This is a genomic window from Cobetia sp. AM6 (assembly GCF_009617955.1).
Taxonomy (GTDB): Bacteria; Pseudomonadota; Gammaproteobacteria; order Pseudomonadales; family Halomonadaceae; genus Cobetia; species Cobetia amphilecti.
Genome location: NZ_AP021868.1, coordinates 2,021,812 through 2,034,776, shown reverse-complemented (window position 1 = coordinate 2,034,776; position 12,965 = coordinate 2,021,812). Strand labels below are relative to the sequence as shown.

7 protein-coding genes are annotated in these 12,965 nt (G+C 62.5%); 2 read left to right on the top strand and 5 right to left on the bottom strand.

The window, feature by feature from the left end; genetic code table 11:
• Positions 1-83: 83 nt before the first annotated feature.
• The 3 genes from tamB to CLAM6_RS08655 form a co-directional block, all read right to left on the bottom strand.
• Positions 84-4,265, bottom strand: a complete 4,182-nt coding sequence (gene tamB / locus CLAM6_RS08665) for an autotransporter assembly complex protein TamB (RefSeq protein WP_172978666.1) — start codon at positions 4,263-4,265, stop codon at positions 84-86.
• Positions 4,266-4,357: 92 nt separating this feature from the next.
• Positions 4,358-6,421: an autotransporter assembly complex protein TamA gene (gene tamA / locus CLAM6_RS08660; RefSeq protein ID WP_172978665.1), complete on the bottom strand. Its 2,064-nt coding sequence runs from the start codon at positions 6,419-6,421 to the stop codon at positions 4,358-4,360.
• A 154-nt stretch (positions 6,422-6,575) separates the two neighbouring features.
• Entirely contained in the window at positions 6,576-7,760 is a 1,185-nt protein-coding gene (locus CLAM6_RS08655; RefSeq protein WP_153635758.1) for a hypothetical protein, read from the bottom strand.
• 654 nt (positions 7,761-8,414) lie between these two features.
• Here CLAM6_RS08655 and CLAM6_RS08650 point away from each other — a divergent pair.
• Positions 8,415-8,999 carry a superoxide dismutase gene (locus CLAM6_RS08650; RefSeq protein ID WP_043334256.1) on the top strand — a complete coding sequence of 195 codons (585 nt, stop codon included), beginning with the start codon at positions 8,415-8,417 and terminating at the stop codon, positions 8,997-8,999.
• Positions 9,000-9,437: 438 nt separating this feature from the next.
• Positions 9,438-10,565 (top strand): alcohol dehydrogenase family protein, encoded by a 1,128-nt coding sequence (locus tag CLAM6_RS08645; RefSeq protein ID WP_197738738.1) that lies wholly within the window; start codon positions 9,438-9,440, stop codon positions 10,563-10,565.
• A gap of 191 nt (positions 10,566-10,756) precedes the next feature.
• Here CLAM6_RS08645 and CLAM6_RS08640 read toward each other — a convergent pair whose 3' ends face one another.
• Together CLAM6_RS08640 and galU are read right to left on the bottom strand one after the other, a co-directional pair.
• On the bottom strand, positions 10,757-12,043 hold the full coding sequence (locus CLAM6_RS08640) for a nucleotide sugar dehydrogenase (protein ID WP_107334805.1): 1,287 nt from the start codon (positions 12,041-12,043) through the stop codon (positions 10,757-10,759).
• 3 nt (positions 12,044-12,046) lie between these two features.
• Positions 12,047-12,931 carry a UTP--glucose-1-phosphate uridylyltransferase GalU gene (gene galU / locus CLAM6_RS08635; RefSeq protein ID WP_054556681.1) on the bottom strand — a complete coding sequence of 295 codons (885 nt, stop codon included), beginning with the start codon at positions 12,929-12,931 and terminating at the stop codon, positions 12,047-12,049.
• Positions 12,932-12,965: the final 34 nt, after the last annotated feature.

Sequence of the window (12,965 nt, the reverse complement as noted above, 5' to 3'; positions counted from 1 at the left end):
GAAACGCCCCCTCCAAAACGAGACAGCCCCCACCGAACCTGTCGATGGGGGCTGAATCTGTGGCAATCAATTGGCCTGACGTGTCATCTGTCCTTGCCGACTCTGGGCGCCAGCTCGCTGCGACCCAGCGAGAAGCTGTAGAGCAGATCCACGGCCTGCGCCGTGCCGGATACCGCTTCGGCATACAGGTTGCGGAACAGCTTGTAGCGCAGTGTCAGCTCCGCGATCGGCGAGAACAGCCCGACGCCGTAACTGAGCTTCAGGTCCGGAGCGATATAGCCGCTGACCACCACCTGGCTGTCATCGCCGCTGCCGGAGCTGTCCAGACTCAGGTCGCGCACACCGAAGGTTTCCCCGATCTGGCCGACCACCTGACCACTTTGCGCCAGCGACATGCCGATCAAGGCGGACGTGACCGCACTGTCACTGCTGGTGTCGCTGTCCAGGCCCTCACCGCGCAGCAGATAACTCAGTGCCGAGGATTCATCCATCGACGGGTCCGAGAAGATCTCGACGCTGGGTGACGAGGCAAGACCGGTCACACGCACCCCTGCGGTCACGTCGTCCTCGGTGTTGTCAGGATCACGGATCGCCTCGATATTCAGACGCGGGCTAGAAGGCGGTCCGGCCAGCAACACCTGCCCCTTGCTGATCTGCAGGTCCTGCCCGAAGCTCTTGTAGGTCCCGTCGACCAGATTGACCTCACCGAAGACCTGCACGCCGCCCTTGGACTGGCGCACATCGAGGTCGCCTCTGAGCTTGGTCTTGAGCCCCATCGCCTCCAGGCGTGCATCCGGCCCGATATGGATGCCGATACGCACATCCAGCGCCATGCCGGCCTCATTGAGCGCCTTGGCGGTATCGCTGCCATCGGCAAGCTCGGCCGGGTTGGAGGTGTCCTCATCACTGGGACGCTCGATGATGATGGTGTCACTGGAGGGTGACACGGCAGACGGCGGCACCTGGTCCACTTCGATGCGTGTCCACGGCACCTTGACGTCACCCCGCAGCTTGAGCAGCGTGGGGCTGGCATTGATCTCGAGATCCGGCGCGACGCGCATGCGGCCGATCCCGGCGATATGCAGCTCGAGCGGATTCTTCGCGCCGTCGAGGTTCAATGACGCCGTCCAGTCCTCAAGCGTCGGCCACGCCGCCTCGCCATCGATGCCCCAGCGCGCATCATTGCCCACCAGATAGCCATCGATATCGGCACTGTTGCCATCGAAGTCGACGGTGAACTGGGCATCCGACAGCGACACCGGCAGGCCTTCGCCCTGCACCTTGACGCCGGTCAGCGCGATCGGGCCGGTCAACGACGGCAGGCTCAGGTTGCCGCCGACCTCGACGTCACCCGCCAGTTTGCCTTCCAGCTGGGTCATGCCCGCCACCAGCGGACGATACGGCGAGAGGTCGATGTCGCGGATGGCCAGCGAGCCATCCAGCTGACCTGCGCCCGCCGGGTCGAGGACCGACACGGTGAGACCGATGCCGCCAGCGCTGTCGAGGCGAATCTGGGTATCGAGATCGGCCTTGTCGGGTGTGGCTTCCAGCGCCAGTTGCAGGGTGGTCTCCGGCAGAGACCAGGCATTGCCGTCGGCGTCTTCCCCGGCCAGCGTCAACTTGCCCGCCAGCTCCGCGTCAGCATTCCAGCGTTGGGCACCCTGCTGCCAGCTTGCCGTGATCTTGCCGCCCGTGGCACCGCCGATGGTCCAGCTCTCAGGCATGGCGCTCTGGGCCATGTCCAGCGGAATCCCCTCGAGAGTCACCACGGCCTGACCGTCGTTACCCGCGCTCAAGGGCTCGGCGACACAGATCTGGCCGCCCTGTTCGCGACTCAGACAGAACGGCTGCACCAGCACGCTGCCCTTAGCGAGATTGGCATCGAAGCTCGCCGGCGTGTCGAAGTTGAAGTCCCCAAAATCGGTATTCGCCGTCAGCGGAGACAGCGCACCACGATAATGCTCACGCGCCTTGTCGAGCCCACCCTTGAGGGTCAGTCCCAGGCGAGAAAGCGGCATCTCACCGGCCATCTCGGTATCGAACTGCAGGGTGTGATCGCTCAGGAAGCCTCCCAGCGTCAGCGCGACCGTCGCGATCTGCTGTCCGCCAGCTCTGACATCATCGGCATTCAGGGCGATATCCAGTGCCGGGTCTTCAATCCCCCGCTTGCGGGCATCGACCCCGGCCGACAGCGCCATGTCGGAGATACGGTTCTCACCGATCTGCAGGCGCCGTGCGGTGAAGTTGCTCGCCAGCTGAGGCTTGTCGAGCGTGCCCAAGGCATCGATCTTGCCCTTGAGCTCACCCGCGATATCCGGCATCAGGGTCGATAGCGCCGGAAAATCGATGTTGGCCGCCAGGGTGATGGTCTTGGCAATCTTGCCATTGGCGCTCAGACGGTTCTGGCCCTGACGCAGCTCCAGCGCGTTGACGTCCCACTGCATGTCGGCATTGCCTGAAAGCTTGCCGGTCAGCGTGAGCGGACGCTCGAGCAAGGTGCCATGGATATCCAGCTTGCTGACATCGACGGCCCACGGTCCTTGCTGCGGCTGATGGAAGCTGGCCACGAGATTGCCGCTCAGCTCACCACGCACGGCTTTCTGTCCTCCTCCGGTCGGGGCCGGCAGCAAGTCTTCGGGATGGAGCTTGTCGAGGGCCAGCTCGGCGGCGACCTGAATACCTTCCTGCCAGTGAATCTCGCCACGGGTAGTGGCAGAGCCACGCTTAAGGGCGATCTTGAGCGGCTGCCAGCGGTAATGCGCGAGATCACCGTCGCCTGCCAGTGACAAGGTGGCGCGCGGAATGTCACGCCCCTCGATGATGGCATCCAGCGTGGTCGTATACCCCGACAGTGAGCCCTTGGCGACCAGCGCCAGATTCTCGACGCTATAGTCAGGCGTAAAGGCGGCAGCGGAGGCAGACGTGTTGTTGCCATCCTTGGCTTGCGTCGCTGTCTGAGCGCCTTTCTGCGCATCAGCGGAGGTGGCATCAGAGGCATCAGTGACGGCGGCAAAGGGCCAGGTGATCCGCTCGGAGCTCAGGCGCGCCTCGAAGGGCAGATCGCTGTCCAGTACATCCGCGCTGGCCACAAGCTCTGCGGCAAGTGGGCCGTCAGCCTTGAGAGAGGCTTCAAGATCCGCCAGCGAGCCTTCCAGAGACAGGCGCAGCTTTTCATTACGCACGGGATCAATCAGGGTCTCGGCATTGAGCGTGGCGCTCAGGGGATACTCGTCCTTCAAGGTGACCTGCGCCACGAGATCGGCGTTCACATCACGGGAATCGACCTCGAGACGCGAGAGCGTGATGTCATGCCCTTCCGCCTTGAGCGCCAGCGATAGACGGCTGACCTCATACGGGCTTGGCCCCTCGAGCGCAAAGTCTTCGATGGCGAGATCGGGAACCTCGATGGTCAGCGGAATATAGACTTCCGGCAAGGCGATGCGCCCGGCCTGTGCTGTCTGATCCGAGGTTTCAGCGGCAGTCTTGCCAGACACTCCTGCGGCGTCATCAGTGACGGTCTCATCCGTGATGGCCTTATTCGAAATGGCCTTGGCGACGCTCTCGGCTTGAGACGCCACGACCTGAGTGTTGACCACTGCACTTGCCGCTTGCTGAGCCTCAGGCGTGATGCTCACTCCCTCGAGGCTGGCAGTGTCTGACGTCGCTTGAGCCGCGGCGGCATCGGCCGGAATGAAACGACTGGTGATCAGGCGTGTCTCGCCCAGGGTCAGCGTACTCACTGACAGCGCAGCCGAGGTATGGAAGTGATCGAAGGTGACGCGACTGCCATCCGCCAGCGCCAGGACGAAGTCATCAATGGCGACCTTGCGCACCTCGATGGGAATCGGCACCACGATGGGCGCGTTGAGGCTCTCACCGCTCTCCGCTTCCGGCTCAGCGCTGGCACCGCTATCGCTCAGGGTGATCGCGAGACCACTGGACTCCAGCGACTCGAGACACAGCTTGCCCTTGAGCAGACAGTCCTCGCCCCAGGCCAGCGACAGGGAGTCGGCATTGACGGCCAGCCCCGGCAGGTCCAGCGAGACGTCCTTGAGTGACAGCGCTTCCAGCGGTGAGCCGGAGGCCTGCGAGTAATCGATGAAGCCACGCGAGCGCGCCTGATCGAGCACCAGCCCGGTGCCCCACGGGGACAGCACGCCCCCGACCAGCAGCATCGTCAGCCCGATCAGGAACACGAGCAGCCATATCAGCAACCGGATGACCAGGCCGCCCCGACGTACATAGGGATTAGACAATTCCAACATCTCCATATCTTTTTTATCAGCTCACCCGCTCAGCTGATGGTCCTTTGCTGGCGCTTGATCCGCACGACACTCGTGTTAGAGACGCGAGCCGCTCAGAATTCCGGCCCGATCGAGAAGTGAATACGGTAATCGTTGTCATCGTCATCGAAGGGATGGGCGATATCGAGACGAATCGGCCCTACCGGCGAGATCCAGCGAATCCCCATGCCGGCCGCCGTCTTGAGCTCGAGTGCGTCCCAGCCATTGAAGGCGTTACCGGCGTCGTAGAAGGTCGCACCCCACCAGTCGCCGGTCAGACGGTAATCGTATTCCAGGCTGCTGGTGAGCAACGAGCTACCGCCCTCCAGATCGCCGTCATCATCTTCCGGGGCGAGTGTCTCGTAGGAATAGCCACGCACACTGTTATCGCCCCCGGTGAAGAAGCGCATCGAGGGCGGCATGTCATCAAAGTTGTCGGTATCGACGTGGCCGACGCCCATGCGCGCCACGAAACGATGGTTGTCACCGATGGAGCGTATCCAGTTGGTGTTGAACTGGGAGCGCAGGAAGGTCACGTCCGAGCCCCACATCTGATCGCCGTATTCGAAGGTCAGCTGTTGGCGGTCGCCCCACATCGGGAAGGTCTTGGGACGGGTGCGGGTACGGTTCCAGCTCACGCCGGGATACAGCAGCAGCACGGCTCCGGATTCGTCCGCCTGGGTGTAGTCCTCATAGGTGGAACCGAAGAACACGCGCTGGGTCCAGCCATTGTCGAACTTCCACTCGCGGGTGAAGCGCACGGTGGTCTCGAGACTCTCGGTATCTTCATCGTCGGTGTTCGACATCCCGTACTCGAGGACATAGCTATCCTTGAGCGGGTCTTCGAGCGGCATGCGGTATTCGCCCTCGAAGGTCTGTTCCGGCGAGGACAGGAACAGGCTGTTGGTCAGGCTATGGCCATAGCGATTGACCCACGGCATCTCCCAGCTGAACTGCAGGCGTGGCCCGACATCCGTCGCGTAGCCGATACCGGTCTCAAACTTGTGACGGTCAGCGGGAATCAGGCTGATGTCCACGGGGATGATGGGGCCGTTGGCCGTCTTGACCGCGGCTTCCAGCGCATCGCCCGTCAGCACCGGCGTGTCGTTGCCGGCGGCTTCGGTAGCGCCAGCCACAGCGGAGCCAGCGTCATCAGCATTCACGGTGGCCTGCGCGACGGGCGCCGTCGAGTCCGAGGGGGACGCCGCGTCAGCGCGGCGGCTCTCATCCCCTGTCTCGATTTCAGTCCTCTCGACATCGGCAAGCCATGAGCCCTCATAGCCCTGTCCCTCGGCATAAGGTGTCTTGATCTCGCTGTCGGGGCTGGTGGTCTTGAGTTCGGCGCCCGGGTTGAGCTGTGGCTTGATCGCGGCCGAGCGGAACCAGCCGGCCTCACTCAGCCGCTGGTTGAACTGGGTCAACTTGCCGGCTTCGTAATAATCGCCAGTCTCGAACGGCTGCATGGCCTTGACGCGATCCAGCTCTATCTGACTGTTGAGGTAGGTGATATCGCCGAAGCGGTAGCGCTGACCGCTCTGCATGACCAGATAGATGCGTGCCGAGTGCAGCCAGGGGCGTACCTCGATGCGCTGCTGGGAGAAGGAGGTGTCGAAATAGCCGCGCTCGAGGCTGAGCGACGTAAGAGTCGACTTGAGGCTGTCATAGCGAGAGTGACGCAGCACATCGCCTTCCTCGAGGTCGGCGTCGGCCAGTACCTTCTTCATGACCTTGTCGCGCGCGGCGTCGCCTTCGAGCCGCAGCTCCAGCGTCTCGATGGTGACCGGCTCACCGGCATCCACCGTCACGACCACATCATCGCCGCCCAACAGCCCCTTCTCGGGATAGCTGAGCGTGATCTGAGCATCGTAGTAACCGAAGGCCTGCAGCGCTTCCTGGGTGCGCCGGATGATCTCATCCTCATAGCGCTCGGCCGGTGCATCGCCCTCAAGCGTCATCCCGGCCAGGAAGTTGACCACATTGGTCGCCGTCGCGCCCTTGACGCCCTTGACGGCGGCATCGATCGCCAGCGCCTGCGGCGCGAAGCACAGGCCGCCACACACGATCAGCGGCGTCAGATAGCGATGCGGCAAACCGCGCGTCCCGGTCGCTCGAGCAGACTCTTTGTTGTCGCCACTCATGATTCGTCCTTTGTTGAGTGCTGGTGGAAAGCACTGTCCATCGTTCCCATTCATCATGTCGTGCGGCGCTCGGTCATCACGGGGCGTGTCACATGGCCCGCCAGAGTGGCGGGCCACGCCATATCGTCGTTACTTGTATCCCTGCGGCGCCGGCTCAGCGACGTTCCAGTCGACTGACGCGCTGCTCAAGCTCAGACACCTGGCCCAGCAGCGACGCGACACGGCCACTCAGCTGACGGCGGCTGGCGTCCAGCGAGCGCAACTGCTCTCGTGTGTCCTCTGACACCCCCTGTGAGCTGGCTTCCAGGCCGGCACTGAGCGCTGTCTGCTGACGGCGCAGCTCACCCAGCTGGGAGTCCAGTGAGCGTTGCGCAGTCTCAAGCGCTGTCAGCTCGTCAAGCGGCGCGAAACGGCCCTTGAGCTTGCTGGCCAGTTCATCGCCATCGGCGGCGGCTGCAGGCTCCGGCAGTGCCTTCAGCGTCTCGCTCAGTTGCTGCTGCGATTGCTGCAAGTCACGCGTCTGGGTCTGTTGCGTGGCCAAGTCCGTCTTGAGTGCCGTGAGGCGAGCCTCAAGCAAAGCCAACTGCTCGGCGCTGTCGTTTTCCACATCGCTCTGCAAGCTCTCGATACGGGCAGCCAGCGTGTCCAGGGTGCTGGAGGTCTTGTCCACCAACGGCTCGAGGTGCTCAAGCGTGGCCGACTGGGCGTCCAGTCGCGCGCCCAACGCTGCACGGCCATCACGGCTGAGGGATTCCAGCGCCGCCATCGAGCCTTGCAGCGCCGTGATCAGGGTCGCGTGATTGTCACCTGTCTGGGCAAGCGTCGTGACGCGCCCATCCAGACGATCAAGCGCCTCGTCCATGGCGGTCAGACGCGCTTGAGCGCCATCCGCGTCCTTTGCCACCTTGTCTTCCAGCGTCTCGAGGCGCGCGACGGCCTTACTCGACAGGGACGCCTTGTCCTCCTGCAGGGTGGTCAGCGCCGGCAGGACAGTGTCATTCAACTGGCTGTCCAGGGCACTGAGTTGCTCACCCAGTGCATCACGCAGTTCGCTCAGGCGCTCATCGCCCTGCTGCTCAAGCTGGGCCACGGAACGTTCGAGCTGGCTGACACGCGCGCCGAGCTCATCGCGTTGATCGCCCCCGAGGGTCTGCAGGTCATGCAGCTGCCATTGCTGCCAGCCCACCACGCCCCCCAGGGCGAGGAGGCAAAGCCACGTCGGCCAGCGTCTGGGCGCGGGGGGACGGGTGTGATGCACGCCAAGCGCATCGTCGGGACGCGCGACCAGCGCATCGTCCGGTGAGTCATTGAGAGACGGTTCAGCGTTGTGCGGCCGCATTCTGGCTCCAGGTCCGGCAAACGATCAGCAGCGAAAGGTTCAGCGCGGCATCTTCAGGGCGGCGCAAGACGACCGGAAGTGCGCTTTTTCGCCTTGCTGTATAAAAATACAGTCATGCAGGTTCTGCAAAAGATAAGTCACGGTTCACGTACAGGAAATCGAGTCTAACAGCTGACCTCGGTCATCTCATCAGGTTCCCGCCACGGCCCGTCATCGAGGGCAGAGTGGCAGGAATGTGGCAAAAGCCTGGCAATGAATGCGAGCCCTGCAAGACGCTTGAGAGGATCCCGCGGTCAGTGCCCACCAGCGTTGGCCTGTCGGTGTCTGGGTGCTATAGTGCCAGACACTGCGATACGCGCAGCCTCTGTCTTCGTAGCTATCTGGATTCACAAGGTTTTTCACGCTGATTGCACATTTCATGCGCGTAGCCACGGCATGAAGGATGCACGGCGAGTCATGCACTTTCGCCCTTGCCCGCTGCCTGAGCGGGTGGCCAGTTTCAGGGCCGGGAGTGATGCTGGTCGCGGAGCTTGAGTCTGTGCTTGTCTGACCCTCTTCCATCACGCGATGGCAGGTCAGGCATTGAAATACTCAGCCCCAAGCCCCACGAAGGCAGAGTACGACCCAATTGGTGAGGAAAAGGAGCTGATCCCCATGGCATTTGAACTTCCAGCACTGCCGTACGAAAAGAACGCACTCGAGCCGACCATCTCTGCCGAGACCCTTGAGTACCATTACGGCAAGCATCACCAAGCCTACGTCACCAAGCTGAACAGCATGGTCGAAGGCACTGCTGACGCAGAAAAATCTCTCGAAGAGATCATCCAGAGCGCCCAAGGTGGTCTGTTCAACCAGGCAGCTCAGGTGTGGAACCACACCTTCTACTGGCACTGCCTGTCCCCGAATGGTGGTGGCGAGCCGTCCGGCCCGCTGGCAGACGCCATCGTGGCCAAGTGGGGCTCCGTTGCTGACTTCAAGGAAGCCTTCAACACTTCCGCCGCTGGCAACTTCGGTTCCGGTTGGACCTGGCTGGTCAAGAACGCCCAGGGCGAGCTGGAAATCGTCAACACTGACGACGCTGACACCCCGATCGCCAAGTCTGGTCAGACTCCGCTGCTGACCGTCGACGTCTGGGAGCACGCCTACTACGTCGACTACCGCAATGCGCGTCCGAAGTACCTGGAAAGCATCTGGAACATCATCAACTGGGAATTCGCTGCACAGAACTTCGCAGCCTGAGCTTTTCCAGCTTGAGTTTGGCTAGATCGAGATTGGCTAGCCTCAGGAGGCCGAGTCGTTCACCGCTCGAGACTCCAGCTGAGCCAGGGCATTCAACGTCACCCTGATATGACGCCTGGACGCCCTGCCCTGAAAACCCCGCCACCTGGCGGGGTTTTTTTCGTTCAAGACAACGTCACCCAGCTGCGAGCCTGCTACACGAAAGCTTGGCTACGCTGTATGCACCACCAGGAGAAGAATCTCGTCAGTCGACTTGCAAATGACGGCGTTGCCCCTATCTAATGATGCAGAAGTAGAACGTATGCTCTACCTCGTTGCGTACCCTTGGTCGCTCACAGGGATTCGACGACAAGAGACTCGACGACATTGTTGGCACACACTGCTTGAAATGCATTCTTTGACTGCACGAAATACATACTTTGAAAAAAGGGAATACCGATGCCCACTGACACCTCGACCTCCTCTCTGCCCGACTCCATGCTGGCGATCGTGACCACCGGCCATGGGGGTTATGAATGCCTCGAGACGCAGCAGCGCCCGGTGCCGGCACCCGGTGAAGGCGAGGTGCTGATCAAGGTGCTGGCGGCTGGCATGAATAATACCGAGATCAATACGCGTCTGGGCTGGTATTCCTCCACGATCACTACCGCGACCCAACAGGCCAGCAGCGTGCATGACAACGCGGATGCAGACGCGACGACCGACAAGCCGGCACCGCCGGAAGGTGGCTGGAAGGGAGAGACGCCCTTCCCCCTGATACAGGGCACGGATTGCTGTGGCGAGGTGGTGGCATTGGGCCCGAATGCGGATGCCAGCCTGCTGGGCAAGCGCGTGCTGGTACGCTCCTGCATGCGCAGCGAGGGCTGGGACTCGTTGGAAAACGAATGGATGGGCTCGGATTTCGACGGCGCCTTCGCGCAGTTCGTCAGCGTGCGCGCCAGTGAAGTGTTCGCGGTGGATTGTGACTGGAGCGATGTCGAGCTTGGCTCCCTGCCCTGTGCCTATGGCACGGCGGAAAACATGCTCGAACAGGCAGAGCTCAAGGCGGGCGAGCGTGTGCTGATCCTGGGCGCCTCGGGCGGGGTCGGTTCCGCTGCATTGCAGCTGGCCAAGCGCCGCGGCGCGACGGTGTTTGCCGTGGCAGGCGTTGCCAAACATGAGGCTCTGGCAGAACTTGGCGCCGACAAGCTTCTGGACCGCAAGGCCGATCTGCTCGAGCTGCTGGGCCACGAAAGCGTCGACCTGGTGGTCGACAATGTCGCGGGCGACAACTTCCCGGTCATGATGAAACTGCTCGCGCGTGGCGGCCGTCTGGTGACCACCGGCGCCATCGCCGGCCCGATGGTGACGCTGGACCTGCGCGACCTGTACCTCAAGAACCTGCGCCTGCTGGGCACCACTGCCTGGTGTGAAGCCACCTTCCCCAATCTGATCCGCTACGTGGAGCAAGGCGAGATTCGTCCGCTGATCGCGGCCAGCTTCCCGTTGACCGAGATCGTCACTGCGCAACAGCAGTTTCTGAGCAAGGGCCACGTGGGCAAGTTCGTGCTCGAGCCCTGGGCCTGAAGACAGCTTGGCGGTCATCATGAAAAGCCTGGCGGCCTAGGTTTCAAACCTGAGCCCCACGACAAAAAGCCCTCATCCGGTCCCGGATGAGGGCTTTTGCATACTGAGCACGCAAGGCTCAGCCTGAAGGTGCGTCAGTCTGAGAGAACATCAGCTTCAGAGTGCGTCAGCCTGACCCACCGAGATGCCCGTCAGGGGCTGGCACGGCGGCCGATGCCGCGATAGACCAGTCCCTGACTTGCCACGTAACGCGGGTCGAAGATGTTGCGACCATCGAGCACCAGGCCCGCGCCCAGCTCACGCTTCAGGCGCTGCCAGTCCGGGTTCCAGTAGCACTTCCACTCGGTGACCAGCATCAGGGCATCAGCGCCCTCCAGGGCGTCATACATGTTGCCATCGACCAGCTCCAGCAACGGATGCGCACCACAGGCCTCCCCCAGCGCCGACAAGGCCGCGGGATCATGCACGCGCACGCGCACGCCCTGGGCCCACAGCGCCTCAAGCAAGGTCAAGACCGGCGCATGGTCGATACGCGCGGTACCCGGCTTGAAGGCCGCGCCCCAGATCGCCACGGTACGACCGCGCAATTCACCATCGAAGTGCTGCCACAGCTTGCGGAACAGCGTCTCCTTCTTGGCCTCGTTGATGTCGAGCACATGCTCGAGCAACATCGATTCACGCCCTGTCTGATGCTGAACATCGGCCAGACGCATCAGATCACGCGAGAAGTTCGGGCCGCCGAATCCACAGCCCGGATAGAGATAGCCGAAGCCGATACGCGGGTCGGCGCCCATGCCCTGACGCACATATTCCACATCGACGCCGAGGGAGTCGGACAGACCCGCCACTTCGTTCATGTAGCTGATACGCGTCGCGAGCATGCCGTTGATGGCCAGCTTGGTCAGTTCGGCGGCGCGGCGCGGCATGATCTGGAAGACATCTTCACGCCGGTTGAAGGCACGCAGCAGCTCCTGCACCCGCAGGGTGGCAGGTTCCGCTTCGCTCCCAAGCAACCAGCGGGCCGGACGCTCGAAGGTGGCCAGTGAACGGCCCTCCTCCAGCATGTCCGGCAAGGCGACGGCGTACTGGTCGTCACGCGGCAGCAACGCCTCGAAACGCTCGGTCGTGCCCACCGGGAAAGTCGAGTTGTTGACCAGCACCAGCGGCTCATCCAGGGTCGCCACCAGCTGCTCGACACGGCTCAGTGCGCTTTCGCGCTGGTCCGGCGAGACGGCGATCCAGTGGATATCGATGCGCCGCAGTGACTCGAGGTCCTCGATGAGAGTGAGATCGCCCCGCTCCCGATGGCGATCAAGACGTTCGCGCAGGCCTGGCTCACTGTTCAACCAGTCGACGCGTTCCAGGGCAGCCCAGTCCATGTCCTCATGTGGCCACCACCAGACACGGTGACCCACGCTCGCCAGAGCGGCGCTGGCCGTTGCCGCCGCCAGTTCGCTTCCGTGCACCAGCACCTGCATGGCTTATTTCTCCTGGTAGCGAGTCAGCAGCTCGCGGAAGCCTTCACCGAAGGTCGGGTGACGCTTGGCAAAGGAAAGAGTCGCTTCAAGATAGCCCAGCTGGTGGCCGCAATCGTAGGTATCACCGGCCATGCGGTAGGCCGCGACGGCCTTGTCGTCACGCAGGGTGTCGATGGCATCTGTCAGCTGGATCTCACCACCCGCGCCCGGCGGAGTGTTCTCCAGAAGCTCGAAGATACGGCCCGGCAACAGATAACGGCCGATGACCGCCAGGGTCGACGGCTCGGTGCCCGGGGCCGGCTTTTCGACCATGCCATTGATCAGGGCGGACTTGCCGGCTTCCGGCGTGTCACCGTCGATCGCGACGATACCGTACTTGTAGGCCATGTCCTGCGGGACATTCTCGACCATGATCTGGGCGGCGTTGGTGGCTTCGTAGGCCTCCATCATGCGCGCCAGGTCATTCTTCTCGAGTCCTTCGCCATCGACCAGCACGTCCGGCAGCATGACGATGAACGGCTCATCACCGACGATCGGCTTGGCACACAGCACGGCGTGGCCCAGGCCCAGCGGCTCCGGCTGGCGCACGCTGATGATCTTGACGTCATCCGGAATGATGTTACGCAGCTGTTCGAGCAGCTCGAGCTTGCCCTTGGCTTCCAGGGTGGTTTCCAGCTCGAAGTGCTTGTCGAAGTGGTTCTCGATGGCATTCTTGCTGGAATGGGTGACCAGCACGATTTCCTTGATACCGGCTGCGACCGCTTCTTCCACCACATATTGGATCACCGGCTTGTCGACGATAGTGATCATTTCCTTGGGGATGGCCTTGGAGGCCGGGAGGCAACGTGTGCCGAGACCGGCAACAGGCAGAACAGCCTTGCGTATCATGTAGCGTCTTCCTTGTGTCTATGTCGTGGTGAAG